We start from the raw sequence: 25052 nt of genomic DNA, 5'->3' as shown, positions 1-25052 counted from the left end.
TTTATTTTCAACTTTTTTCTTTCTCACCTCTGTTATCACTGGGTTATGAAGTTTTCTTCTAACCGGTTTGTCGTGACAACGGATGCGCATTATAGGGAGCCTTCAGAATTACACAACCTTTTTTTTTAAAAAAAACTCCGTTTGCGGATAAAATAGCCACCTTGTACTTTTTCACTGCATAACGATTATAAAAAGAACGACTTCATGACTATAATTCTAGCTTTAGCAACCTACTTGGCTCATAAATTCATAATGAACTAACGAGTTATTTAACAGCTATCCTTTATTTCTTTTTACGGTTATCACTATGAATACACTTTTACGTCCTTATTTAGGTATTTACCCTTCGATTAATGCACGCGTTTTCATTGACCCATCTTCAGTTGTAATTGGGGATGTTCGCGTAGCTGATGATGTCAGTATTTGGCCTCTCAGTGTTTTGCGTGGTGATGTTAACTATATTTCTATTGGCGCGCGCACCAATATTCAAGATGGCTCAGTTCTACATGTCACACATAAGTCGGCAAGTAATCCAGAGGGGAACCCGTTAATCATTGGAGAAGATGTCACCATTGGCCATAAAGTTATGTTACATGGCTGCACCATAGGAAATAGAGTTCTCGTGGGAATGGGTTCAATTGTCATTGATGGGGCTATAGTCGAGGATGATGTTATTATTGGAGCTAATAGTTTAGTGACCCAAGGAAAAAGGCTCGAATCCGGTTACTTATATACAGGGAGCCCAGCAAAAGCCATACGAAAATTGACTGATGCTGAGTTAGGCCATTTATGTTATTCAGCGAATAACTATGTTGAATGGAAAAATAACTATTTAGCTTCTGATAATACGTAAAGCCCATCTTCACTATCGAGGCCTTGTTCAATCAAGGCTTCAAACTCTTCTTCTATATCCCATCGATATTGCTGAAATAACCTCAGAGGTGTTTCTTCTTTACCATAACGTTGAAATAACAATGACTGAGGAATTGCACATTCAGCAAGCATTCCGCTGATCAATACAGGAAAACGTACTTGTTTGGATAGCTCATCCCACGCTTCTCTATCAGGAAATTGAATCTGCTGATTCATCCTTTCAATTCCTTATATAAGGTAGATAGAACTGGTGCGATTTCGGGAAGAATACCATGCCATAGTTTAAAAGAAAACGCGGCTTGCCCTACTAGCATACCTAGGCCATCGGCTATTTTAGTCACTTGATGTTGAGTCGCAAACTCAAGGAAGGGCGTTAATGATGATTGATAAAACATGTCATAGCATGCAACTTGATCGCTAAACACATTTGGATTGATTGCAGGAACCTCTCCACTTACACCAGATGAAGTCGCATTGATGACCAGATCAAAATCAGCAGATACGATCTGTGAGATCTCTTTCCCACACATTTTACCTAGTGCTGAAAATTCATTAACTAATAATTCAACCTTAGAAAAGGTTCTATTCGCCAAAGTGATATCACAACCATATTCTAAAAGTGGCAATAATGCTCCACGTGTCGCACCACCAGCACCAATCATTAATATTCGGCTATTTGGATGAATAAACTTTAAACGTTGCAAATCTAACAAAAGCCCCATTCCATCTGTGTTGTCCCCCAGCAATCGATTATCATCAAGCTTCATAACCGTATTAACTGCACCACAAGTTTGAGCTCTTGTCGTTAATTCAGAAACAACCTGAAAAGCACGCTCTTTAAATGGCAATGTAATGTTTGCGCCCTTTCCACCTTGTGAAAAAAAACCTATTAGGCTTTGTTCGAATCCCTCTACAGGCGCTAGAATTTTTTCATATTCAAGGGCAATCCCTGTTTGCTCTGCAAACATTTTATGTATAACAGGTGATTTACTGTGTTGAATTGGATTACCAAAAACCGCAAACATTTCCATAGTATATTATCCTTTACGATATAACTGCCCGGTTTTGGCATCTCTTATTTCAGATGGATTTTGACGGCCACCAACTATTCCATCAAGGACAGGAATACTTCCATCAAACTGCTCCATAACTTCTTCCGTTGTTCTACATGGCTCTAATCCACTTAAATTAGCACTTGTAGATACCAGAGGCTTGCCATAATGACGACACAAATTTTTTACTAATTCATGGTCTGTAACTCGCACTGCGATGGTATCAAACTGACCAGTCAACCATTTTGGCGTCGTTACTTTTGCGGGGATCACCCATGTTACTGGCCCCGGCCATGTTGCAAACATCGCTTGTTTCTGATCTTCCGTTAACTGCTCATCATCTATATAGTTTTTTAATTGTTCGTAACTATCAGCGATAAGGATTAATCCTTTTTCCCAAGGGCGTTGCTTCAATTCTAATAACTTACGTACTGCCGTTTCGCTATCAGGGTCACAGCCTAGTCCAAATACTGCTTCTGTTGGGTAGGCTATAACCTCCTCGTGCTGTAATGAACTTATGATACTTTCAATTGCAGGTGTAGATATATTTGACATAGTTTTAACTCATTGTTCTTCTTGTTGCTTACCGCAGCGTTTGCTGGCACAAAATAATCTTACTCCCTGTCCCCCCCTTTTTTCCATAAGTAATGGATACTCACAATACTCACATTTACCAGTAATAGGCTTATTATTTAATATAAACTGACAGTTAGGGTAATTATCGCAAGCATAAAAAGTCTTACCGAAACGTGATTTTCTCTGTAATAAATTCCCTTTTTGGCATTGCGGACACGAAATTTTAGTTTCATCCGGTTTATCAATTAGCTCAATGTGTTCACATTCAGGATAATTACTACACCCAATAAACATGCCAAATCGCCCTTGTTTCAGCACTAAGTCATAATTACATTTCGGACAATGTTGACCTTCTAATACTTTAACAATATGACTTTCTACCGTAGGCCTTAGCGGCCTCATATAATGGCATTGTGGATAACTTGAACAGCCTAAAAACGGCCCATGTGAACTATTGCGAATAACAAGCAAAGAATCGCATTCTGGACAATGTTCATTTTTTTCTGTATCGAAGGGCAGTTGCTTAGACATGTTTTTCTCTACTGTTGCTTTTAACTAAGTTAATCTGGTATACCCACCAGCCCCCGAGCTAACTACCCCATTAATTTCCATCTCAGTTAATATGGTAATAATTTGAGTAACTGGAATTTGGGTTTGTTCTGCAATAACATCAACGGGTGTCGCTTGGTACCCCACCATACCTAAAATTTTATTTTCTACCACATTAAACTCAAGTGGTGTCTCTTCTATAGGTAATTCTGTTTGTATCCAATTTAACCCATCACCGATATGCCGCAAAATATCCTCAGGTTCAGCTAATAGATAAGCTCCTTGCTGTAATAGCCAATGGTTACCATGAAATGCAGGATTGCCCAATGGAGCAGGTAATGTAAATAAATCACGATTTTGCTCTAATGCATATCTAGCAGTTATCAGTGAGCCACTTTTCATTCCTGCTTCGATTACAATAACTGCTTTACTTAACCCACTAATAATACGGTTTCTCTTGGGAAATTGCTTAGGTAATGGCGGTGCATCTGGCCAATATTCTGAAACCAAAGCACCATAGTTTTTTATTTTTTCAGCTAATTCAGTATGTTGTCGCGGGTAAATATTCGCTAATCCGCTACCTAAAACCGCAATTGTCTCACCACGATTATCAAGAGCAGCTTTATGACTTATACCGTCAATACCTAATGCAAGCCCACTTGTGATAGTTATACCATGGCGCACGAAACTCTTTACAAATAGGTTAGTCCATGTTCTGCCGTATTCACTTGCTCTACGACTTCCGACTATAGCAATTTGGGGTGTTACCAATAATTCACTTTTGCCCACGACAAAAAATAAAAGAGGGGGGCGGTAGATTTGCTTTAATAAAAAAGGGTAATGTGGATCACAAAAAGTAACCATTTGATGATGTTTACTTGAAAGCCATGCCTGTACTTTCTCAAGCCGGTGCATGGACACATTCATAAATTGCAATTGTTGTATTTCATTCAAGCCATGATGATGTAAGGCCTGATAACTAATTTTATTTAATTGTTTTAGCTCATTAATTATTCTTACTGCATGTAAAGGTAATAGCCTTTTAACCTGCGACATCCTTAACCAAATCTCTTGGGTATTCATTATTGTCATCCTGACTCATTAACAGATAGGTTATTCAGTGAACAAATCGTAACCAATACTGTCAATATGAAGGAGAAATGTCTAGAATAGTCATTAATTCCCTTTCACATTTTGGAAACCGCTCGAAAAATTTATGTCAGTCTTAAACGTATTACATTACCCAGACGAACGCTTACGCACAATCGCTAAGCCAGTAGACAAAGTTGATGCTTCTATACAGCGTATCGTTGATGATATGTTCGATACCATGTATGAAGAAGAAGGTATTGGCCTTGCAGCAACACAAGTCGATATCCATCAGAGAATCATCGTCATTGATGTGTCCGAAACCCGTGATGAGCGTTTGGTTCTTATTAACCCTGAATTACTTGATAAATCTGGGGAAACGGGTATCGAAGAAGGTTGCTTATCTATTCCAGAACAACATGGTTTCGTCCCTCGCGCTGAACAAGTAAAAGTTCGCGCACTAAACTATAACGGTGAGTCTTTTGAACTAGAGGCTGATGGTTTATTAGCTATCTGTATCCAACATGAAATGGACCACCTTGTTGGTAAGCTATTTGTTGACTACTTATCACCTTTAAAACGTCAGCGCATCCGCCAGAAAGTTGAAAAATTAGACAGACTAAGAGCAAAAGAAGCCAAAAATAGCTAATTCGCTACATATAAATAGGGAAATTAACGTGTCAGAGCCATTGAAAATTATTTTTGCGGGTACACCAGATTTTGCGGCCAAACACTTAGCTGCTCTCTTAGATACCAGACACAAAGTCGTTGGCGTCCTCACTCGCCATGACAAACCTGCTGGAAGAGGCAAAAAGTTAACACCGAGTCCTGTCAAGGTTCTCGCTGAAGAACACCAACTACCTGTTTTTCAGCCAGTTTCTCTTAAGGATAGCGAAAACCAGCAGTGGATAAAAAACCAAAATGCTGACCTAATGATAGTTGTTGCCTACGGTTTGATTTTACCGCAAGCAGTTCTCGATATCCCTCGCTTAGGTTGCTTGAATGTTCACGGCTCTTTACTGCCTCGCTGGAGAGGAGCTGCACCTATTCAACGTTCTATTTGGGCTGGTGATACGGAAACTGGTGTGACTATTATGCAAATGGACGCAGGTTTAGATACTGGTGACATGCTTTACAAAGCAATCTGTCCAATTACCCCTAATGATACTAGCGCCTCGTTATATGATAAATTAGCAATAACAGGCCCTGAAGCATTAATTCATACTGTTGAAATGCTATCTTCAGGCCAATGCATTGCTGAAAAACAAGACGGGTCATTAGCAAATTACGCAGAAAAATTATCGAAAGAAGAAGCTCGTATTAATTGGCAAGATGATGCTGTACATATTGAGCGTTGCATTCGTGCTTTCAATCCTTGGCCAATGAGCTATTTCATGGTTGAAGAACAACTCATTAAAGTTTGGCAAGCTGAAGTACTCACAGAAGCCCATGATAAGCAACCAGGAACAATTATTAGCGCTGATAAAAAAGGTATATCCATTGCCACAGGAAATGGCATACTAAATATTACTCAGCTACAACCGCCTGGCAAGAAAGCAATGAGTGCACAAGATATCCTAAACTCTCGTCGCGAATGGTTTATCCCAGAGCAAATTCTAGCATAACGAACTTGTAAACAGCCTGATGCCTTCAGGCTGTTTTATTTCAGTCACTAATGAATTCATCTTCTCTATATGAAAAATACATATAATTTACGCAGTATTGCGGCAACAGCAATTAACCAAGTCCTTGATAATGGCCAATCATTAAGTACTGTACTGCCTGACTTACAACGTAATATCAATGATAAAGACAAAGCATTATTACAAGAAATTTGCTTTGGTGTTCTACGTTATTTACCTAAGCTTGAATGGTTTATTAACCAGCTAATGGAAAAACCATTAACGGGTAAACAAAGAATTCTACATTACTTAATCATGGTTGGTATCTACCAGCTCCTTTATACTCGCATTCCCCCTCATGCGGCATTAGCTGAAACAGTAGATGGAGCGGTTGCACTGAAAAAGCCCCAATTAAAAGGGCTTATTAATGGCGTGTTACGTTCATTTCAGCGCCAGCAAGCACAGCTAGAAGAGAGAATAGCTAACAACACTAGCCAATATTTGCATCCGAGCTGGTTATTAAAACGCCTACAAACAGCCTATCCAGATGATTGGCAATCTATTATTGAGGCAAATAACCAACGACCACCTATGTGGTTAAGAGTAAATTCTCAACATCACACTGCTGCACAGTATCTCAACTTATTAGAACAGTCTGAGATAACCGCACATTTGCACCCTTTACACCCAAATGCTATTCGGTTAGATGAACCCACCGCAGTATCTCGTCTTCCGGGCTTTGAAGATGGCTGGTCTACAGTACAAGATGTCTCAGCTCAAGGCTGTGCTGAATTGCTAGAACCTCAAAATGGGGAAAGTATTTTAGATTTATGTGCTGCACCCGGTGGAAAAACAACCCATATTTTGGAGCTAGCTCCTAAAGCGAATGTTATTGCTGTAGATATCGATGAACATCGCCTTAAAAGAGTAAAAGAAAATCTGATTCGCCTTAAGCAACACGCTGTTGTTATACAAGGAGACGGTACACTCCCCGAAACATGGGCTAAAGATCAGCGATTTGATCGTATTTTACTTGATGCTCCTTGTTCTGCTACAGGCGTTATTAGGCGTCATCCTGATATCAAATGGCTACGTCGTGACTCAGACATAAATGAATTAGCGCAGCTACAAGCTCAAATTCTTGAAGCTATCTGGCCTTATTTAAAACCGGGCGGCACGCTAGTCTATGCGACTTGCTCAATTATGCCCGAAGAAAATGGAAAGCAAATACAATATTTCCTATCTAAACATAATGATGCCAGTCTAAATGATGGAACCGATGCTGGGTTACAAGTATTACCAAGTACTCATGGTGGTGATGGTTTCTTTTATGCACGCTTAGTCAAAAAAGTGTAGTAAATTGTAGCCAGCTCTCTGATATAGGAAGATGTAATGAAGATCATTATTCTAGGTGCTGGGCAAGTTGGCGGAACACTTGCTGAAAATTTAGTTGATGAGAACAATGATATTACCGTCGTTGATACCGATGCTGATCGGTTACGTCAATTACAGGATCAATTCGATCTTCGAGTGGTAAATGGTCATGGTTCTCACCCTAGAGTGCTTCGAGATGCAGGCGCAGAAGATGCGGATATGTTGGTAGCGGTCACCAATTCCGATGAAACTAACATGATTGCTTGCCAAATTGCGTATAGCCTATTTAATACCCCAAATAAGATAGCGCGTATCAGGGCGACTGAATATATCCGTGAAGCCGACAAACTGTTTCTGCCTGAACAAATCCCGATTGACTATTTAATATCGCCAGAACAATTAGTTATCGACTATATCTATAAATTAATTCAATACCCTGGCGCGCTTCAGGTTGTAAACTTTGCAGAAGGCAAAGTCAGCATAGTTGCTGTAAAAGCTTATTACGGCGGTTCACTCGTTGGTAATGCGCTATCGAGCTTGCGCGAACACATGCCACATATTGATACTCGTGTTGTCGCTATTTTCCGCCAAGATAGGCCTATTCGCCCACAAGGCTCAACAATCATTGAAGCAGGTGATGAGGTTTTTTTTGTTGCTTCAACGCAACATATCCGAGCTGTAATGAGTGAGCTGCAAAGACTAGAAAAACCCTACAAACGTTTGATGATAGTGGGTGGTGGTAACGTCGGAGCCGGCCTAGCAAGGCGACTAGAAAAAGATTACAGCGTGAAACTTATTGAGCGCAACCAGAAGCGCGCAACAGAACTTGCTGAGTTACTACATGATACCATTGTATTTTATGGCGATGCATCCGACCAAGAGTTACTCACAGAAGAACATATTGAGCAAATGGATGTTTTTATTGCCCTAACAAATGATGATGAAGCTAATATTATGTCTGCAATGTTAGCAAAAAAAATGGGCGCTAAAAAAGCAATGGTGCTTATACAACGCTCTGCATATGTTGAACTCGTTCAAGGAGGGGTAATTGATATTGCGATTTCACCTCAACAGGCAACAATTTCTGCTTTATTAAGCCATGTTAGAAAAGCGGATATAGTCAATGTTTCATCTTTAAGAAGAGGCGTAGCGGAAGCTATTGAAGCAATTGCACACGGTGATGAAAATACGTCAAAAGTGGTTGGTAAAAAAATATCTGAAATTAAACTTCCTCCAGGAACTATTATTGGTGCAATTGTTCGTGAAGAAGAAGTCATTATAGCTAGTGATTACCATACCATTGAACAAGGCGACCATGTCATTATGTTTATTACAGATAAAAAATATGTACCCGAAGTTGAAAAATTATTCCAACCAAGTCCATTCTTCTTATAAAAATAAACATAGTAAATATTTGTAGCTTAATAATTTTAGCGACTATAATTTGTTAACCTAATACATGTTTTGTTTCAATTGAATTATTTATTAAGGGGTCGTCTAATGAGCTTTTTAAAAGATTTCCGCGAATTTGCTATGAAGGGCAATGTAGTGGATATGGCAGTTGGTATTATTATTGGTGCTGCATTTGGTAAAATTGTATCTTCATTAGTTGCTGATATCATCATGCCTCCGCTAGGTTTACTGATCGGAGGTGTTGATTTCAAATCATTCAGCGTGGTATTAAAGGAAGCACAAGGGGATTTACCTGCGGTAGTACTAAATTATGGTATGTTTATACAAACCGTTTTTGACTTCGTTATTGTTGCGTTCGCTATCTTTATGGCAATTAAGATCATGAATAAAGTTCGCCGTGAAAAGGAAGCAGCACCAGCTGAACCAGCTCCACCATCTAAAGAAGAAGTCCTGTTATCAGAAATACGTGATCTTTTAAAAGAACAAAATAAAAATTAACTAAAAGGCCAGTGGTAATAAGTAAATAAACCTATTACCACTGGCCTCCCAATTAACTGAATTCTTATTCTTTTCCTTTCTTGTATAACTTCCTTTCCCTTTTTTATTTTTTTCAACTCTTTGACGAAATAGTGGGTCATGGAGTAATGCTTCAATCGCATTATCTTTAATCTCACCACGTTTATGTTGATATTTGCTCATAACATACCTTTATATAGTTAACAGATTATAGAATTAATAAACTTTAGACGCCCCTTTTTCTAATATCTCCATAATAGAGCAATAGGTTGTCGCATGTTCTTCACCACAACATGCCGAGCTTAACATTTTCAGTGAATCACGCATAATAATAAGCTCTTGTATCTTTTTTTCAACTTCAAGTAATCTGAGATCAACAATCTGTTTAGATTCTTGACAGGTATGATGTTCTGGATCCACTCGAATTGAAAGCAGTTCAGTGATAGCTTCTAAAGTAAAGCCTAGCTGCTTTGCATAACGAATAAAACGTAATCGCTGGAGGTCTTTCTCAGTAAATAACCGATACCCACCTTCAGTTCTCTCTTTATGCCCCATCAAACCTTGTTTTTCATAAAAACGGATCGTATCAGGCGTCACATCTGCGAGCCTAGCAATTTCACCTATCTTATACATGCTCATCGTACTCACCTGTAAATAAGGGTTAATCACGAAAAATTCAAGGGAAAAAATTATTTGGAAAGATAAGAATAGCAGGTACAAAAAAACCGGGCAAATATACCCGGTTTTCTTGAAAGCGACGGCAGATTACTCTGCTGCTGCTTCTTGAGACTCAACAGCACGGTCAACAAGCTCGATGTAAGCCATCGGAGCGTTGTCACCTGTACGGTAGCCACACTTAAGAATACGAGTGTAACCACCTGCACGAGCTGCGAAACGAGGTCCCAGTTCATTAAATAATTTTGCAACGATCTCGTTATCACGAGTACGTGCGAATGCCAGACGACGATTAGCTACGCTGTCGGTCTTGGCAAGAGTAATCAGCGGCTCAACGACGCGACGCAGTTCTTTCGCTTTAGGCAGAGTCGTCTTGATGATCTCATGACGAACTAAAGAACCTGCCATGTTACGGAACATAGCTTGGCGGTGGCTGCTGTTGCGGTTCAATTGACGACCACTCTTACGATGGCGCATGACCTTATCCTTCTCAGTAAAACCTTAACCTGTGATCTTAATCATCAGCAATACTTGCTGGTGGCCAATTTTCTAGACGCATGCCCAGAGAAAGACCACGAGATGCCAAGACGTCCTTAATTTCAGTAAGAGATTTCTTACCAAGATTCGGAGTTTTGAGCAACTCAACTTCTGTACGCTGTACCAGATCACCGATGTAGTGGATAGCTTCTGCTTTGAGGCAGTTAGCAGAGCGGACAGTCAATTCCAGATCGTCAACTGGGCGCAATAAGATAGGATCGAATTCTGGTTTTTCTTCTTTAACTTCAGGCTGACGAACATCACGTAAGTCAACAAAAGCTTCAAGTTGTTCAGCCAGAATGGTTGCCGCACGGCGAATCGCCTCTTCAGGATCGATTGTACCGTTAGTTTCCATTTCAATAACTAACTTATCCAAGTCTGTACGTTGCTCAACACGAGCTGCTTCAACATTGTAGGCAATACGCTCTACTGGGCTGTAGCAAGCATCGACTAACAAACGACCGATTGGGCGCTCATCTTCTTCCGAATGAACTCGGGCAGAAGCCGGCACATAACCACGACCACGCTGTACTTTAATTCGCATATTAATAGATGCGCTTTCGTCAGTAAGGTGGCAGATGATGTGCTGTGGCTTGACGATTTCGACATCACCATCATGGATGATGTCGGCTGCAGTCACAGGGCCAATGCCAGATTTATTCAAGGTTAAAATAACTTCATCTTTCCCCTGAACTTTTACCGCCAGCCCTTTCAGGTTGAGGAGAATCTCCAGGATATCTTCCTGTACACCTTCTTTGGTGCTGTACTCATGCAGTACACCATCAATCTCAACCTCTGTCACCGCACAACCCGGCATAGACGAAAGCAGAATACGGCGCAGTGCGTTACCAAGAGTATGGCCAAAGCCACGCTCTAAAGGCTCAAGGGTCACCTTAGCGTGCGTCGAACTCACTTGCTCGATATCTACCAGGCGCGGTTTTAGAAACTCTGTCACAGAACCCTGCATTGTGTCCTCTCTTTGGTGCTAAGCTTTACTTGGAGTAAAGCTCGACGATCAGGTGTTCGTTAATGTCCGCAGACAAGTCAGTACGTTCAGGAATACGTTTGAACACACCTTCCATTTTAGCAGCATCAACTTCCAGCCAAGTTGGCTTCTCACGCTGTTCAGCCAGCTCTAAAGCAGCCTTAATACGAGACTGTTTTTTAGCTTTCTCACGAACGCTGATAACGTCATTCGGGGAAACCTGATAAGAAGCGATATTAACTACACGGCCATTTACCATGATAGCTTTATGGCTAACCATTTGACGTGCTTCTGCGCGAGTTGCGCCAAAGCCCATACGGTAAACGACGTTATCAAGACGACCTTCAAGCAAAGTCAGCAGGTTTTCACCTGTGTTGCCTTTCAGACGTGTTGCTTCTTTGTAATAGTTACGGAATTGACGTTCCAGAACACCGTAGATACGACGAACTTTTTGTTTTTCACGTAACTGGACGCCATAGTCAGACAGACGCGGTTTACGCGCACCGTGCTGGCCTGGAGCCTGTTCTAATTTACACTTGGTGTCAATCGCGCGAACACCAGACTTCAGGAAGAGGTCTGTTCCTTCGCGACGGCTCAGCTTGAGCTTAGGACCCAAATATCTAGCCATTTTCTTTCTCCAACAGTCCTAAAAAAAACGAAACGTATTAAACGCGACGTTTTTTCGGTGGGCGACAACCGTTATGAGGGATAGGAGTCACATCAGTAATATTAGTGATGCGAAAACCAGCGGCGTTCAGAGCACGAATTGTTGATTCGCGACCCGGACCCGGTCCCTTAACCATAACTTCCAGGTTTTTGATTCCGTATTCTTTCACAGCTTCTGCGCAACGCTCTGCTGCAACCTGAGCTGCGAACGGAGTAGATTTGCGAGAACCACGGAAACCGGAACCACCGGCAGTTGCCCAACCTAATGCGTTACCTTGACGGTCAGTAATAGTAACGATTGTGTTGTTGAAAGAAGCATGGATATGAGCCACACCGTCTGAGACTTGTTTTCTTACACGCTTACGTGCACGAATTGGTGCTTTTGCCATTATTCAATACCCCGACTTATTTCTTGATCGGCTTACGCGGACCCTTACGGGTACGAGCGTTAGTCTTAGTACGCTGTCCGCGTACAGGAAGACCACGACGATGACGTAAACCACGGTAACATCCAAGGTCCATCAGACGCTTGATGCTCAGGGTAATTTCACGACGTAAGTCACCTTCTACAACGTATTTAGCAACTTCGTCACGCAGCTTGTCGATTTGTTCTTCAGACAGCTCACTGATCTTAACATTTTCAGCAATACCAGTTGCTTCACAGATAGCCTGTGAACGGGTCTTGCCGATGCCGAAAATCGATGTTAAAGCGATTACGGTATGTTTATGATCAGGAATGTTAATGCCTGCTATACGGGCCACTATGCACTCCTAAGTTAAAATATACATTACTGTGCTGAAAAGCCCGTTTTCAGGATACTCAAACAATAATGTATCTTAGATAAAAAAGATTGGCTGGCTAATTTAGCCAGCTCAACCCAACTTTGCAAGAAAAAAATGCTTTTTCTTAACCTTGACGTTGTTTATGTCTTGGTTCAACACTGCAAATTACACGAACGCTACCATTGCGACGAATAATTTTGCAGTTACGGCATAATTTCTTGACGGAAGCACGAACTTTCATTTTTACTCTCCGTAACTTCTAAGCAAACCATAACCACACTAAGTGATTACTTACCTTTCAGGTTTGCTTTCTTCAATGCAGACTCATACTGACTTGACATCATTAGAGTTTGCACTTGAGCCATAAAGTCCATGATAACGACAACCACGATTAAGAGGGAAGTACCACCAAAATAGAAAGGTACTTTCATTGCGTCACGCATGAACTCCGGGATTAGGCAGATGAAGGTAATATATAATGCGCCAACTAGTGTTAAGCGAGTCATTACCTTATCAATGTACTTGGCCGTTTGCTCTCCCGGACGAATTCCTGGTACAAATGCACCGGACTTCTTCAGGTTATCTGCCGTTTCTCTTGGGTTGAAAACCAACGCCGTATAGAAGAAACAGAAGAAGATGATCGCAGATGCATAAAGTAGCACATATAACGGTTGACCAGGCTGCAAATACATAGAAATAGTCGTCAGCCAGTCCCAGCCAGTTCCATCACCAAACCAAGATGCTATTGTACCCGGGAATAGTATGATACTGGAAGCAAAAATTGCAGGAATTACACCCGCCATATTCACTTTTAACGGTAAATGTGTACTTTGTGCTGCATAAACACGGCGACCTTGCTGACGTTTAGCGTAATTAACGACGATTCGGCGTTGTCCACGTTCCATAAACACAACAAAGAAAGTAACCGCGAATACTAACACCGCAACCAACAGCAACAGGAGGAAGTGCAGATCGCCCTGCCGAGCTTGCTCGATGGTATGGCCAATGGCCGGCGGTAATCCCGCAACAATACCAGCGAAGATAATGATAGAAATACCGTTACCGATACCTCTTTCAGTTATCTGTTCACCCAACCACATTAGGAACATTGTTCCTGTGACTAAGCTAACAACTGCCGTAAAGTAGAACGGGAGGCCTGGATCAATAACTAACCCTTGCATCCCTGGCATATTCGGTAGACCCATTGCAATACCAATAGATTGGAATATTGCTAATACCAGAGTACCCCAGCGAGTATATTGGCTTATCTTCCGACGACCTGCTTCTCCTTCCTTCTTGATCTCTGCTAATCGTGGATTAACCACAGATAATAATTGGATAATAATCGATGCCGAAATATACGGCATGATACCCAAAGCAAAGATAGAAGCACGGCTAAGAGCACCACCAGAGAACATGTTAAACATTTCAATGATGGTGCCTTGTTGCTGTTCGAGCAATTTGGCAAGCACAGTGGCATCAATACCAGGGATTGGAATAAAAGAACCAATTCGGAAAACAATTAGCGCACCAATTACAAACAAAAGTCTGCGTTTAAGTTCGCCAGCTCCACCTTTGGCACTTTGAAAATCTAATCCTGGTTGTTTAGCCATCTGTCACTTATTCCTCAATTTTACCGCCGGCAGCTTCGATTGCAGCGCGAGCACCTTTAGTAACACGAAGGCCACGTACAGTAACTGCACGGTTCACTTCGCCAGACAGAATAACTTTAGCGTATTCAATCTGGATGCCAACAACGTTCGCGGCTTTCAGTGCGTTCAGATCAATAACATCGCCTTCAACAGCAGCAAAATCAGACAGACGAATCTCTGCAGTGATCATTGCTTTACGTGAAGTGAAGCCGAATTTCGGCAAACGACGGTATAAAGGCATCTGGCCACCTTCGAAACCACGACGTACGCCACCGCCAGAACGAGATTTCTGACCTTTGTGACCACGGCCGCCGGTTTTACCCAGACCAGAACCGATACCACGACCTACGCGTTTAGGCGCGTGCTTGGCACCTTCAGCCGGAGACAGAGTATTTAAACGCATCTCTTACTCCTCAACTTTAACCATGTAGGAAACCAAGTTGACCATACCACGTACAGCAGGAGTATCCTCGCGCTCTACTGTATGACCAATGCGACGCAGACCTAAACCGACCAGTGTTGCCTTATGCTTAGGCAGACGACCGATTGAACTGCGAACTTGTGTAATTTTAATAGTCTTAGCCATAGCCGATTACCCCAGAATTTCTTCGACGGATTTTCCACGCTTAGCTGCGACCATTTCTGGAGACTTCATGCTGTCTAAAGCATCCAGTGTTGCACGAACCACGTTGATTGGGTTTGTGGAACCATAGGTTTTAGCCAGTACGTTGCGAACTCCAGCTACTTCTAAAACAGCACGCATTGCACCGCCGGCAATGATACCGGTACCTTCGTGAGCAGGTTGCATAAACACACGAGAACCAGTGTGTGTACCTTTCACAGGGTGGAACAATGTGCCGTTGTTTAGAGCAACGGTTTTCATACTGCGACGGGCTTTTTCCATCGCTTTCTGGATTGCTGCCGGAACTTCGCGCGCTTTGCCGTAGCCAAAACCAACGCGACCGTTACCATCACCAACTACAGTCAGTGCGGTAAAGCTGAAAATACGGCCACCTTTAACGGTTTTTGCTACGCGGTTTACCGCGATCAGCTTTTCCTGCAGTTCGCCAGCTTGTTTTTCGATGTGAGACATCTTACACCTCTACCTTAGAACTGAAGGCCAGCTTCACGGGCAGCATCTGCCAGTGCCTGGACTCTACCATGATATTGGAAACCAGAACGGTCAAAAGCAACAACAGTGATGCCTTTTTCCAGTGCGCGTTCAGCAACTAACTTACCAACAATTGCTGCTGCGTCTTTGTTTCCAGTAAACTTAACTTGTTCATTGATAGCTTTTTCTGTAGTAGAAGCTGCAACCAATGTTTCAGAACCGTTCGGTGCGATAACCTGCGCATAAATATGGCGTGGAGTACGATGTACCACCAGGCGAGTCGCACCCAACTCTTGGATCTTACGGCGTGCGCGGGTCGCACGACGGATACGAGCTGCTTTCTTATCCATAGTGTTACCTTACTTCTTCTTAGCCTCTTTGGTACGCACGATTTCATCGGCGTAACGAACACCTTTACCTTTATAAGGCTCAGGACGACGGTAAGCACGCAGTTCTGCTGCAACTTGACCAATCACTTGCTTATCCGCACCTTTCAGTACGATTTCAGTTTGTGTTGGGCATTCAGCAGTAATGCCTGCTGGCAGTGCGTGTTCAACCGGATGCGAAAAACCTAAAGACAAGCTTACAGCATTGCCTTTGATTGCTGCACGGTAACCAACACCGACCAGTTGAAGCTTTTTAGTGAAGCCTTCGGTAACACCAACAACCATTGCATTGCACAGTGAACGAGTCGTACCCGCTTGTGCCCATGCATCTTCAAAACCTTCACGAGGAGCGAAAGTCAGTTGGTTGTCTTCGTTTTTAACTTCAACTGCATTATGGATAGTACGAGTAAGCTCGCCGTTTTTACCCTTAATCGAAATAACCTGACCGTTGAGTTTTACCTCTACGCCGGCAGGAATGACGACGGGTGCTTTTGCCACACGAGACATTCTTTCCTCCCGAATTAAGCTACGTAGCAGAGAATCTCGCCACCAAGACCAGCTTGGCGAGCTGCACGATCAGTCATGACACCTTTAGAGGTAGAAATAACAGCGATACCTAAACCAGCCATAACTTGTGGCAGCTCATCTTTTTTCTTATAGATGCGCAGACTTGGGCGGCTTACACGCTGAATGCTTTCTACAACAGCCTTACCTTGGAAATAACGTAAAGTCAGTTCCAGTTCTGGCTTGATGTCGCCTTCAATTTTAAAATCTTCAATATAACCTTCTTCCTTCAGCACTTTGGCAATTGCCACTTTCAGCTTGGAGGAAGGCATGGTGACCGCAACTTTGTTCGCGGCCTGACCGTTACGGATACGGGTCAGCATATCCGCGATGGGATCTTGCATGCTCATCTGTCTTTACTCCCGTGATTCAAATGGAATTACCAACTTGCCTTTTTAAGGCCCGGGATTTCACCGCGCATAGCGGCTTCACGGACTTTAATACGGCTCAGACCAAACTTCCGCAGGAAACCGTGCGGACGCCCTGTTTGACGGCAGCGATTACGCTGACGAGAAGGACTTGAATCACGTGGCAGTGTTTGCAGCTTGAGAACAGCGTCCCAGCGATCTTCATCAGATGCTTTAACATCAGAGATGATAGCTTTCAGTTCTACGCGTTTTGCGAAGAATTTCTCAGCTAATTTAGCACGTTTAACATCACGCGCTTTCATAGATTTCTTAGCCATGAGTACCCTGCCTTACTTGCGGAACGGGAAGTTGAACGCTGCTAACAGTGCGCGACCTTCGTCATCTGATTTCGCAGTAGTGGTGATAGTAATATCTAAACCACGTACGCGATCCACTTTATCGTAATCGATTTCAGGGAAGATGATTTGTTCACGAACACCCATGCTGTAGTTACCGCGACCATCGAAAGACTTAGCGGGCAAGCCACGGAAGTCACGAATACGTGGTACAGCAATAGAAATCAGACGCTCAAGGAACTCCCACATGCGTTCGCCACGCAGGGTTACTTTACAGCCGATTGGATAGCCCTGACGGATTTTGAAGCCTGCAACAGATTTGCGTGCTTTGGTGATCAAAGGTTTTTGACCTGAGATTGCTGTTAAATCAGCTGCTGCGTTATCCAGCAGTTTTTTATCAGCAATCGCTTCACCAACACCCATATTCAGGGTGATCTTCTCGACCCGAGGGACTTGCATGACAGAAGTGTAATTAAACTCAGTCATGAGCTTATTAACTACTTCGTCTTTATAGTAATCATGCAGTTTCGCCATCGTATACTCCAAAAATTACTTGATAGTTTCACTGTTAGACTTGAAGAAACGGACTTTTTTGCCGTCTTCGAATCTAAAGCCTACACGGTCAGCCTTGCCAGTTGCCGCGTTAAAGATTGCAACGTTAGAAACTTGAATAGCCGCTTCTTTTTCAACGATGCCACCTGGTTGGTTCAGAGCCGGTACAGGCTTCTGATGTTTTTTAACCAGATTGATACCTTCAACGATAACTTTACTAGAAGAAATAACCTGTTTTACTTTACCGCGCTTACCTTTGTCTTTCCCAGTTAGCACGATAACTTCGTCATCACGACGGATTTTCGCTGCCATAGTTCGCTCCTTAGAGTACTTCAGGTGCCAGAGAGATAATTTTCATAAACTTCTCATTACGAAGTTCACGAGTTACCGGCCCAAAAATACGCGTACCGATTACTTGCTCGCTGTTGTTATTTAATAACACACAAGCATTACCATCGAAGCGAATGACAGAACCGTCAGGGCGACGTACACCCTTCTTGGTGCGCACCACTACCGCTTTCAGGACATCACCCTTTTTAACTTTACCGCGTGGAATTGCTTCTTTAACAGTAATTTTAATGATGTCGCCTACATGTGCATAGCGACGGTGCGAGCCACCTAGAACCTTGATACACATTACGCGACGTGCACCGGAGTTGTCGGCCACGTTCAGCATAGTCTGTTCTTGGATCATTTTAGTGCTCCGCTAAATGTCAACTACTACTGAGCCACCTCATTATGAAGAGGCCGTTCAAATATACCCATACTACGAGGGCGCGGCATTATAACACCACATCATCGTGTTGGACAGAAAAAAATAAACGGCTCAGTCAAAAAAGAGCCGTTTATTCATCAGGAAAAGTTATTCTATTACAGAACAGCTTTTTCTACAACGCGAACTAAGGCCCAAGACTTAGTCTTAGACAGTGGACGAGTTTCGCGGATTTCTACCACGTCACCGATTCCACATTCATTGTTCTCGTCATGTACGTGCAATTTAGTCGTACGACGGATGAATTTACCATACAGAGGGTGTTTCACCATACGCTCGATAGCAACAACAATAGATTTCTCCATTTTATCGCTAACTACACGACCTTGCAGAGTACGGATTTTATCGCTCATTACGCACCTGCCTTCTCAGTCAGTAAAGTCTTCACACGTGCGATATCGCGACGCACTTGTTTCAACAGATGAGACTGTTGCAGCTGACCACTTGCAGCCTGCATACGTAAATTAAATTGTTCACGTAACAGGTTCAAAAGTTCAGCATTCAGCTCTTCAACGCTTTTTTCGCGCAGCTCTTGTGCTTTCATTACATCACCGTCTTAGTTACAAAGGTGGTTTTGATAGGCAGTTTCGCTGCTGCCAAAGAGAATGCCTCACGAGCCAGCTCTTCAGGCACACCGTCCATTTCGTATAGAACTTTACCAGGCTGGATTAAGGCAACCCAATATTCTACGTTACCTTTACCTTTACCCATACGAACTTCGAGTGGTTTCTCAGTGATTGGTTTGTCTGGGAACACACGGATCCAGATTTTACCTTGACGCTTAATAGCACGGGTCATAGCACGACGTGCCGCTTCGATCTGACGTGCAGTCAGACGACCACGGCCAACAGCTTTAAGACCGAAAGTGCCGAAGCTAACATCCGTACCTTGCGCTAGACCACGGTTGCGGCCTTTGTGCACCTTACGGAATTTTGTACGCTTTGGTTGTAACATCAGCGACTCTCCTTACTTGCGGCCTTTACGCTGCTGCTTTTTAGGTTGAGCAGCTGGTTTCTCAGCTTGTTCAACAGCAGCCATACCACCCAGAATCTCACCTTTGAAGATCCATACCTTAACGCCGAGAACACCGTAAGTGGTGTGCGCTTCTGAAGTGTTGTAATCGATATCAGCACGTAATGTGTGCAGTGGCACACGGCCTTCACGATACCACTCGGTACGAGCGATTTCAGCACCGCCTAAACGGCCACTGACTTCAACTTTAATACCTTTAGCGCCCAGACGCATTGCGTTCTGTACTGCACGCTTCATAGCACGACGGAACATAACACGACGTTCCAGCTGTGAAGAAATGCTGTCAGCAACTAATTTAGCGTCTAGTTCTGGTTTACGAACTTCGGCGATATTGATTTGCGCAGGAACACCAGCGATATCCGCTACTGTTTTACGCAGTTTTTCAACGTCTTCACCTTTCTTACCGATAACGATACCTGGGCGAGCAGTGTGAATAGTCACACGGATGCTTTTCGCAGGACGTTCGATAACGATGCGAGAGATTGACGCTTTTGCCAGTTCTTTATTCAAGTACTGACGTACTTTAAAATCGCTGTCTAGGTTGTCAGCGAATTCATTGGTGTTCGCATACCAGGTAGAGTTCCAAGGTTTGACAATACCCAGGCGAATACCATTAGGATGTACTTTCTGACCCATTGCTAGTCTCCAGAGTCTCAGCGATCGGACACAACCACAGTAATGTGGCTGGTGCGCTTAAGAATACGATCTGCACGGCCTTTCGCACGCGGCATGATGCGTTTCATGGTTGGACCTTCGTCTACGAAAATTTTCGCAACTTTCAGGTCATCAATGTCAGCGCCATCGTTTTGCTCTGCGTTAGCAATTGCAGATTCAAGTACTTTCTTCACTAAACCAGCAGCTTTCTTGTTGGTGTAGGTCAGAATTTCCAGAGCTTGCGACACTTTCTTACCGCGAATCAGGTCGGCAACTAAGCGAACCTTCTGGGCAGAAGAACGAGCGTGGCGATGCATAGCTAAAGTTTCCATCTCTTCCTCCTATCCTTAACGTTTCTTAGCTTTCTTATCTGCCGCGTGGCCGCGATAAGTGCGAGTCGGTGCGAATTCACCCAGTTTGTGACCAACCATTTCGTCGGTTACAAAAACTGGAACATGCTGACGACCATTATGGACAGCGATGGTCAATCCGATCATATTAGGAAAGATCGTTGAACGACGGGACCAAGTCTTAAGAGGCTTCTTGTCTCCGCTTTCCACCGCTTTCTCTACCTTCTTCAGCAAGTGCAGGTCAATAAAAGGACCTTTCTTGAGAGAACGTGGCATGGTTTATCCTCTAATTATTTTTTAGAACGATGACGTACGATGAATTGATCAGTACGCTTGTTGCTACGAGTTTTCTTACCTTTGGTTTGAACGCCCCATGGTGTTACTGGGTGTTTACCAAAGTTACGGCCTTCACCACCACCATGTGGATGGTCTACTGGGTTCATCGCAGTACCGCGAACGGTAGGACGAACACCACGCCAGCGGCTAGCACCAGCTTTACCGAGAACACGTAACATATGTTCAGCGTTACCAACTTCACCAAGAGTTGCACGGCAATCAGCTAAAACTTTACGCATTTCACCAGAACGCAGACGTAATGTGACATAAGCACCATCACGAGCAACGATTTGAGCGTAAGTACCTGCTGAACGCGCTAACTGTCCACCTTTACCTGGTTTCAGTTCGATGTTATGAACTGTAGAACCAACAGGGATGTTGCGCATCGGCAGTGCGTTACCAGCTTTGATTGCTGAATCAACACCAGATTGAATCTGGTCGCCAGCTTTCAGGCCTTTTGGTGCAAGAATATAACGACGTTCACCGTCTTTATATAGAACCAGTGCAATGTTCGCAGAACGATTTGGATCATACTCCAAACGCTCAACAACTGCAGGAACACCGTCTTTGTTGCGTTTGAAGTCAACTAAACGATAATGCTGCTTATGGCCACCACCGATATGACGGGTAGTGATACGGCCATTGTTGTTACGACCACCGGATTTGCTGTTTTTTTCTAACAGCGGAGCATAAGGTTTACCCTTATGCAGCTCAGGGTTAACCACTTTAACTACGTGGCGACGGCCCGGAGACGTAGGTTTACATTTAACAACTGCCATTGTTCTTTACTCCTCCGACTTACTCAGCACCGCTAATGAAGTCCAAATTTTGGCCTTCTTTCAGCGTGACGTAAGCTTTTTTCCAGTCGCTACGACGACCGAAACGCTGACCGTGGCGTTTAGTTTTGCCTTTAACTAGCAAAGTGTTAACACCTTCAACTTCAACTTCAAACAGTTTCTGTACAGCAGCTTTGATTTCTGCTTTAGTCGCGTCTTTCGCAACTTTGAGAACGATGGTATTGCTTTTTTCCATCGCTGTAGAAGCTTTTTCAGATACATGCGGCGCGCGCAGTACTTTTAGCAGACGTTCTTCACGGATCATGCCAGCATCTCCTCAACTTGCTTCACAGCATCAGCAGTCATAACCACTTTGTCGAAGGCGATCAGGCTAACTGGATCAATACCTGCTGCATCACGAACGTCAACCTTATACAGGTTGCGCGCTGCTAAAAACAGATTTTCATCTAATTCAGCAGTGATGATCAGAACATCTTCCAGAGCCATATCTTTCAGTTTCTGTGCCAGCAACTTAGTTTTAGGTGCTTCAACAGAGAACTTCTCGACAACGATCAGACGATCTTGACGTACCAACTCAGAGAGGATGCTTTTTAAAGCACCACGGTACATCTTCTTATTTACTTTTTGACTGTGGTCCTGTGGTTTAGCTGCGAAGCTAACACCACCAGAGCGCCAAATTGGGCTCTTTACTGAACCAGAACGTGCACGGCCAGTACCTTTTTGACGCCATGGTTTTTTACCAGAACCAGAAACTTCAGCACGAGTTTTCTGAGCACGAGTACCTTGACGAGCACCAGCTGCATACGCAACAACTACTTGGTGAACAAGCGCTTCATTGAAATCACGCCCGAAGGTAGTTTCGGAAACAGTCAGCGCGCTTTGCGCGTCTTTCATTACCAATTCCATTCCTATCTCCTCGACGTTAAGCCTTGACAGCCGGTTTTACGATCAGGTTGCTACCAGTTGCTCCTGGAACAGCACCTTTGACCAGCAGCAGGTTGCGCTCAGCGTCAACACGTACTACATCTAAGCTTTGAACGGTTACACGCTCATTACCCAGTTGGCCTGCCATTTTCTTGCCTTTAAACACTTTGCCCGGAGTCTGGTTTTGACCGATAGAACCCGGAACACGGTGTGACAAGGAGTTACCGTGAGTAGCATCTTGAGTACGGAAATTCCAGCGCTTAACTGTGCCGGCAAAACCTTTACCTTTAGATGTACCAGTAACGTCGACTTTTTTAACGTCAGCGAAAATTTCAACGCTAATGCTTTGACCTACTGTGTATTCTGCACTATCTTCAATGCGGAATTCACGCAGGATACGGCCAGCTTCGACGCCAGCTTTAGCGAAATGACCTGCTTCAGGCTTAGTTACACGATTAGCTTTTTTGCTACCAGTAGTAACCTGAATTGCATTATAACCGTCAGTTTCTGCAGTTTTAACCTGAGTAACACGGTTATTTTCAATTTCGATAACAGTTACAGGTATAGAAACGCCATCTTCAGTGAAGATACGAGTCATACCGACTTTCTTACCGACTAAACCTTTCATTGTTTCAACCTCTCAATCGTTCGACGACCTGATTAACCCAGGCTGATCTGCACGTCAACGCCGGCAGCCAGGTCCAGACGCATCAGAGCATCAACGGTCTTTTCGGTTGGCTCAACGATGTCAACCAGACGCTTGTGAGTGCGAATTTCGTACTGATCACGCGCATCTTTGTTAACGTGCGGAGAAATCAGAACGGTAAAACGCTCTTTACGTGTCGGCAGCGGGATAGGACCACGAACTTGCGCACCAGTGCGCTTAGCAGTCTCTACGATTTCCGCAGTTGATTGATCGATTAAACGATGATCAAAAGCTTTCAGGCGGATACGGATTCTTTGGTTCTGCATGAGACCAGAGCTCCAACTATTTATAAACGTAAAATGATTACTCCTCGTACCCATTTCGATTGATGGGAGAGTGTAATCGTTCTTGATGTAACTTCCAAATCGGAAGTATTGTCTAAATGAGCAACAAATCGTTGACTCAATACTGATATTTCAGTCCTAAAATATAGGGCTTACTCATCAGTAAGCCCGCGCATTATACGTAAATTATAGGGAAACACAAGTAATCGAGGAAAATATGTGCGTTTTTTTTGAAGAGAATTATCGAAAAGCCCCCTCAATCTTGAAAAGAGAGATAACTGGGGGGCTTTTTATACAAATTTACTTAGTTAATGACCGTAGGAATACTATGTTATTCTTCTTTAACCTGCGCTTGTAGGTAATTTTGGAGCCCCAAACGGCTAATTAGCCCCAATTGGGTTTCTATCCAATCAATATGGTTTTCTTCATCAGCTAAAATTTCAATCATCAGATCTCGACTGACATAATCATGAACCGAGTCCGCATATTTAATAGCTTCTTTTAGATTCTTTGCTCCATCGATTTCAAGCTGCAAATCTGATTTCAACATCTCTTCAACATCTTCACCGATATTTAACTTACCAAGGTCTTGTAAGTTAGGAATACCGTCGAGAAACAAAATTCGCTCTATATATTTATCTGCGTGTTTCATTTCATCGATTGATTCGTGATATTCCATCTCATTGAGGCGGGTAAGTCCCCAATTTTTAAACATACGTGCATGCAAAAAATATTGGTTGATTGCAACTAGCTCATTGCCCAGTAGTTTATTTAGGTGGGCTATCATTTTTTTATCACCTTTCATTTCTACCTCCATCGCTTCCAGTCTTTTAAGTGTAGTACTGAAATTGATGTTAGTATAATTTTCACTCAATGCATTTAAACAAAAATATTGTTAAACAAAAGATGGTAGGTTTCGAGGGAATAAATTTGAATGGTATTAAAGACTATGCAACCTCAGTGGCACACGCATCCTCAAAAATCATTTGTTCTTCATATAAAATTGCCTTTGTTTGTCTAATACACTTTCCACATTCTAAGCCTACAGGCAAAATTTGCCGTAGGCCCTTCAACGAGGTCACTTGATATTTTCTTGCGGCATTTCTGATCTGTTTATCAGTAATGGCTTCACAAAGGCAGATGTACATGATGCTTACCTGTATAAATCACATACAGATAGTTTAAATAAAAATGATTTGCATTTCAATTATCATTACCAGTGATTTACAAAGACCCTTAATTAGTAATAAGTCTGTTTTCAAGTAATTTAAATTAAAAGAAGAAGTTACTTACGATATGAACAATTCAACATATAAAACAATGCCACCCGATAATGGTGTTATATAGGCTAAATTTTTCTCACAGAAAATAAAAAGGGCACCTTATTTAGGTACCCTTCTTTAAAGCTAAATGAAGCTATGTATTATGCAATAATTTTTGCAACAACACCCGCACCTACAGTACGGCCACCTTCACGGATTGCGAAACGTAAACCGTCGTCCATCGCGATTGGGTGGAT

43 protein-coding genes and 1 pseudogene are annotated in these 25052 nt (G+C 42.9%); 6 read left to right on the top strand and 38 right to left on the bottom strand.

The annotated features are described in order from the left end of the window. Positions 1–307: 307 nt before the first annotated feature. The gene (locus G6Q48_RS20870) at positions 308–853 is read left to right on the top strand and encodes a gamma carbonic anhydrase family protein (RefSeq protein WP_102140614.1); all 546 of its coding nucleotides are present in this window, start codon (positions 308–310) and stop codon (positions 851–853) included. On the opposite strand, the gene G6Q48_RS20865 is transcribed toward G6Q48_RS20870, so the two are convergent. From G6Q48_RS20865 to dprA, 5 genes are read right to left on the bottom strand one after another with little or no spacing between them, the layout of a single operon-like run. Continuing rightward, complete coding sequence (locus G6Q48_RS20865) at positions 829–1089, bottom strand: DUF1488 domain-containing protein (RefSeq protein ID WP_102140613.1); 261 nt, start codon at positions 1087–1089, stop codon at positions 829–831. The genes G6Q48_RS20870 and G6Q48_RS20865 overlap by 25 nt on opposite strands. Next, positions 1086–1904, bottom strand: a complete 819-nt coding sequence (gene aroE / locus G6Q48_RS20860; protein WP_102140612.1) for a shikimate dehydrogenase — start codon at positions 1902–1904, stop codon at positions 1086–1088. Before aroE ends, G6Q48_RS20865 begins: the two co-directional genes overlap by 4 nt. A gap of 6 nt (positions 1905–1910) precedes the next feature. Beyond that, positions 1911–2480 (bottom strand): L-threonylcarbamoyladenylate synthase type 1 TsaC, encoded by a 570-nt coding sequence (gene tsaC / locus G6Q48_RS20855; protein ID WP_102140611.1) that lies wholly within the window; start codon positions 2478–2480, stop codon positions 1911–1913. A 9-nt stretch (positions 2481–2489) separates the two neighbouring features. Then, positions 2490–3032: a DNA topoisomerase family protein gene (locus G6Q48_RS20850; protein ID WP_102140610.1), complete on the bottom strand. Its 543-nt coding sequence runs from the start codon at positions 3030–3032 to the stop codon at positions 2490–2492. A 24-nt stretch (positions 3033–3056) separates the two neighbouring features. Next, on the bottom strand, positions 3057–4133 hold the full coding sequence (dprA, locus tag G6Q48_RS20845) for a DNA-processing protein DprA (RefSeq protein ID WP_166268291.1): 1077 nt from the start codon (positions 4131–4133) through the stop codon (positions 3057–3059). 133 nt (positions 4134–4266) lie between these two features. On the opposite strand from dprA, the gene def reads away from it, so the two are divergent. The 5 genes from def to mscL all read left to right on the top strand — a co-directional run bounded on the left by def (position 4267) and on the right by mscL (position 9046). Further along, positions 4267–4788 (top strand): peptide deformylase, encoded by a 522-nt coding sequence (gene def / locus G6Q48_RS20840; RefSeq protein WP_004907170.1) that lies wholly within the window; start codon positions 4267–4269, stop codon positions 4786–4788. Positions 4789–4816: 28 nt separating this feature from the next. After that, entirely contained in the window at positions 4817–5764 is a 948-nt protein-coding gene (gene fmt, locus G6Q48_RS20835; protein WP_166268289.1) for a methionyl-tRNA formyltransferase, read from the top strand. Between the two features lie 69 nt (positions 5765–5833). Further along, positions 5834–7117, top strand: coding sequence for a 16S rRNA (cytosine(967)-C(5))-methyltransferase RsmB (rsmB, locus tag G6Q48_RS20830; protein WP_102140608.1), 1284 nt, complete (start codon positions 5834–5836; stop codon positions 7115–7117). A gap of 36 nt (positions 7118–7153) precedes the next feature. Then, positions 7154–8530: a Trk system potassium transporter TrkA gene (gene trkA / locus G6Q48_RS20825; RefSeq protein ID WP_102140607.1), complete on the top strand. Its 1377-nt coding sequence runs from the start codon at positions 7154–7156 to the stop codon at positions 8528–8530. Between the two features lie 105 nt (positions 8531–8635). Beyond that, complete coding sequence (gene mscL / locus G6Q48_RS20820; RefSeq protein ID WP_102140606.1) at positions 8636–9046, top strand: large-conductance mechanosensitive channel protein MscL; 411 nt, start codon at positions 8636–8638, stop codon at positions 9044–9046. Here the strand turns inward: mscL and G6Q48_RS20815 are convergent, their stop codons facing one another. The 33 genes and pseudogenes from G6Q48_RS20815 to G6Q48_RS20655 all read right to left on the bottom strand — a co-directional run. Beyond that, on the bottom strand, positions 9047–9247 hold the full coding sequence (locus G6Q48_RS20815; protein ID WP_166268287.1) for an alternative ribosome-rescue factor A: 201 nt from the start codon (positions 9245–9247) through the stop codon (positions 9047–9049). It lies immediately after the preceding gene. Positions 9248–9280: 33 nt separating this feature from the next. Next, positions 9281–9697: a Zn(2+)-responsive transcriptional regulator gene (gene zntR, locus G6Q48_RS20810; protein WP_102140615.1), complete on the bottom strand. Its 417-nt coding sequence runs from the start codon at positions 9695–9697 to the stop codon at positions 9281–9283. Positions 9698–9829: 132 nt separating this feature from the next. After that, complete coding sequence (gene rplQ / locus G6Q48_RS20805; protein WP_004907152.1) at positions 9830–10216, bottom strand: 50S ribosomal protein L17; 387 nt, start codon at positions 10214–10216, stop codon at positions 9830–9832. Positions 10217–10253: 37 nt separating this feature from the next. Next, positions 10254–11243, bottom strand: coding sequence for a DNA-directed RNA polymerase subunit alpha (locus G6Q48_RS20800; RefSeq protein WP_004265491.1), 990 nt, complete (start codon positions 11241–11243; stop codon positions 10254–10256). A 25-nt stretch (positions 11244–11268) separates the two neighbouring features. After that, complete coding sequence (rpsD, locus tag G6Q48_RS20795) at positions 11269–11889, bottom strand: 30S ribosomal protein S4 (RefSeq protein WP_004265487.1); 621 nt, start codon at positions 11887–11889, stop codon at positions 11269–11271. 37 nt (positions 11890–11926) lie between these two features. Beyond that, on the bottom strand, positions 11927–12316 hold the full coding sequence (gene rpsK / locus G6Q48_RS20790) for a 30S ribosomal protein S11 (RefSeq protein WP_002919257.1): 390 nt from the start codon (positions 12314–12316) through the stop codon (positions 11927–11929). 16 nt (positions 12317–12332) lie between these two features. Beyond that, positions 12333–12689, bottom strand: coding sequence for a 30S ribosomal protein S13 (gene rpsM, locus G6Q48_RS20785; protein WP_004907144.1), 357 nt, complete (start codon positions 12687–12689; stop codon positions 12333–12335). 145 nt (positions 12690–12834) lie between these two features. Beyond that, positions 12835–12951, bottom strand: coding sequence for a 50S ribosomal protein L36 (gene rpmJ / locus G6Q48_RS20780; protein ID WP_004265484.1), 117 nt, complete (start codon positions 12949–12951; stop codon positions 12835–12837). Positions 12952–12997: 46 nt separating this feature from the next. Further along, positions 12998–14323 (bottom strand): preprotein translocase subunit SecY, encoded by a 1326-nt coding sequence (secY, locus tag G6Q48_RS20775; RefSeq protein WP_004265481.1) that lies wholly within the window; start codon positions 14321–14323, stop codon positions 12998–13000. 7 nt (positions 14324–14330) lie between these two features. Further along, positions 14331–14765, bottom strand: coding sequence for a 50S ribosomal protein L15 (rplO, locus tag G6Q48_RS20770; protein ID WP_004265478.1), 435 nt, complete (start codon positions 14763–14765; stop codon positions 14331–14333). 3 nt (positions 14766–14768) lie between these two features. Then, positions 14769–14948: a 50S ribosomal protein L30 gene (gene rpmD / locus G6Q48_RS20765; RefSeq protein WP_004265475.1), complete on the bottom strand. Its 180-nt coding sequence runs from the start codon at positions 14946–14948 to the stop codon at positions 14769–14771. Between the two features lie 6 nt (positions 14949–14954). Next, complete coding sequence (gene rpsE, locus G6Q48_RS20760; RefSeq protein WP_006657022.1) at positions 14955–15455, bottom strand: 30S ribosomal protein S5; 501 nt, start codon at positions 15453–15455, stop codon at positions 14955–14957. Positions 15456–15469: 14 nt separating this feature from the next. After that, complete coding sequence (gene rplR / locus G6Q48_RS20755; RefSeq protein WP_004907138.1) at positions 15470–15823, bottom strand: 50S ribosomal protein L18; 354 nt, start codon at positions 15821–15823, stop codon at positions 15470–15472. Positions 15824–15832: 9 nt separating this feature from the next. Beyond that, positions 15833–16366 (bottom strand): 50S ribosomal protein L6, encoded by a 534-nt coding sequence (gene rplF, locus G6Q48_RS20750; protein WP_102140605.1) that lies wholly within the window; start codon positions 16364–16366, stop codon positions 15833–15835. A gap of 14 nt (positions 16367–16380) precedes the next feature. Beyond that, positions 16381–16773: a 30S ribosomal protein S8 gene (gene rpsH, locus G6Q48_RS20745; RefSeq protein ID WP_042847562.1), complete on the bottom strand. Its 393-nt coding sequence runs from the start codon at positions 16771–16773 to the stop codon at positions 16381–16383. Positions 16774–16802: 29 nt separating this feature from the next. Then, the gene (gene rpsN, locus G6Q48_RS20740) at positions 16803–17108 is read right to left on the bottom strand and encodes a 30S ribosomal protein S14 (RefSeq protein WP_004265458.1); all 306 of its coding nucleotides are present in this window, start codon (positions 17106–17108) and stop codon (positions 16803–16805) included. A 12-nt stretch (positions 17109–17120) separates the two neighbouring features. After that, on the bottom strand, positions 17121–17660 hold the full coding sequence (gene rplE / locus G6Q48_RS20735; RefSeq protein WP_006816328.1) for a 50S ribosomal protein L5: 540 nt from the start codon (positions 17658–17660) through the stop codon (positions 17121–17123). Positions 17661–17675: 15 nt separating this feature from the next. Beyond that, positions 17676–17990 carry a 50S ribosomal protein L24 gene (gene rplX / locus G6Q48_RS20730; protein ID WP_004265452.1) on the bottom strand — a complete coding sequence of 105 codons (315 nt, stop codon included), beginning with the start codon at positions 17988–17990 and terminating at the stop codon, positions 17676–17678. Positions 17991–18000: 10 nt separating this feature from the next. Beyond that, the gene (rplN, locus tag G6Q48_RS20725) at positions 18001–18372 is read right to left on the bottom strand and encodes a 50S ribosomal protein L14 (RefSeq protein WP_004265449.1); all 372 of its coding nucleotides are present in this window, start codon (positions 18370–18372) and stop codon (positions 18001–18003) included. Between the two features lie 176 nt (positions 18373–18548). Continuing rightward, positions 18549–18803, bottom strand: a complete 255-nt coding sequence (gene rpsQ / locus G6Q48_RS20720; protein WP_042847566.1) for a 30S ribosomal protein S17 — start codon at positions 18801–18803, stop codon at positions 18549–18551. Continuing rightward, positions 18803–18994, bottom strand: a complete 192-nt coding sequence (gene rpmC, locus G6Q48_RS20715; protein ID WP_004265442.1) for a 50S ribosomal protein L29 — start codon at positions 18992–18994, stop codon at positions 18803–18805. The genes rpsQ and rpmC overlap by 1 nt, the downstream gene beginning before the upstream one ends. Next, the gene (rplP, locus tag G6Q48_RS20710; RefSeq protein WP_004265436.1) at positions 18994–19404 is read right to left on the bottom strand and encodes a 50S ribosomal protein L16; all 411 of its coding nucleotides are present in this window, start codon (positions 19402–19404) and stop codon (positions 18994–18996) included. Before rplP ends, rpmC begins: the two co-directional genes overlap by 1 nt. A gap of 12 nt (positions 19405–19416) precedes the next feature. After that, positions 19417–20118, bottom strand: a complete 702-nt coding sequence (gene rpsC / locus G6Q48_RS20705; RefSeq protein ID WP_004907131.1) for a 30S ribosomal protein S3 — start codon at positions 20116–20118, stop codon at positions 19417–19419. A gap of 17 nt (positions 20119–20135) precedes the next feature. Next, positions 20136–20468 carry a 50S ribosomal protein L22 gene (rplV, locus tag G6Q48_RS20700; protein WP_004265430.1) on the bottom strand — a complete coding sequence of 111 codons (333 nt, stop codon included), beginning with the start codon at positions 20466–20468 and terminating at the stop codon, positions 20136–20138. Positions 20469–20483: 15 nt separating this feature from the next. Further along, entirely contained in the window at positions 20484–20762 is a 279-nt protein-coding gene (rpsS, locus tag G6Q48_RS20695; RefSeq protein ID WP_004265426.1) for a 30S ribosomal protein S19, read from the bottom strand. A 14-nt stretch (positions 20763–20776) separates the two neighbouring features. Continuing rightward, positions 20777–21601 carry a 50S ribosomal protein L2 gene (gene rplB / locus G6Q48_RS20690; protein WP_004265422.1) on the bottom strand — a complete coding sequence of 275 codons (825 nt, stop codon included), beginning with the start codon at positions 21599–21601 and terminating at the stop codon, positions 20777–20779. Between the two features lie 19 nt (positions 21602–21620). Continuing rightward, the gene (gene rplW, locus G6Q48_RS20685; protein ID WP_004265420.1) at positions 21621–21923 is read right to left on the bottom strand and encodes a 50S ribosomal protein L23; all 303 of its coding nucleotides are present in this window, start codon (positions 21921–21923) and stop codon (positions 21621–21623) included. After that, entirely contained in the window at positions 21920–22525 is a 606-nt protein-coding gene (rplD, locus tag G6Q48_RS20680; protein WP_004265418.1) for a 50S ribosomal protein L4, read from the bottom strand. Before rplD ends, rplW begins: the two co-directional genes overlap by 4 nt. 16 nt (positions 22526–22541) lie before the next feature. Next, a complete protein-coding gene (gene rplC, locus G6Q48_RS20675; protein ID WP_004265414.1) occupies positions 22542–23171 on the bottom strand; it encodes a 50S ribosomal protein L3 in 630 nt (209 codons plus the stop codon). 32 nt (positions 23172–23203) lie between these two features. After that, positions 23204–23515: a 30S ribosomal protein S10 gene (rpsJ, locus tag G6Q48_RS20670; RefSeq protein WP_001181005.1), complete on the bottom strand. Its 312-nt coding sequence runs from the start codon at positions 23513–23515 to the stop codon at positions 23204–23206. 349 nt (positions 23516–23864) lie between these two features. Further along, on the bottom strand, positions 23865–24338 hold the full coding sequence (gene bfr, locus G6Q48_RS20665) for a bacterioferritin (protein WP_102140604.1): 474 nt from the start codon (positions 24336–24338) through the stop codon (positions 23865–23867). Between the two features lie 142 nt (positions 24339–24480). Continuing rightward, positions 24481–24681, bottom strand: coding sequence for a bacterioferritin-associated ferredoxin (gene bfd, locus G6Q48_RS20660; protein ID WP_004265412.1), 201 nt, complete (start codon positions 24679–24681; stop codon positions 24481–24483). A gap of 275 nt (positions 24682–24956) precedes the next feature. Next, positions 24957–25052 (bottom strand): annotated as a pseudogene (locus G6Q48_RS20655) (EF-Tu/IF-2/RF-3 family GTPase); the annotation flags it as partial.

Source organism: Providencia sp. M-27 (assembly GCF_011077905.1).
Classification (GTDB): Bacteria; Pseudomonadota; Gammaproteobacteria; order Enterobacterales; family Enterobacteriaceae; genus Providencia; species Providencia huaxiensis.
This window is presented reverse-complemented; position numbering and strand designations above follow the sequence as displayed.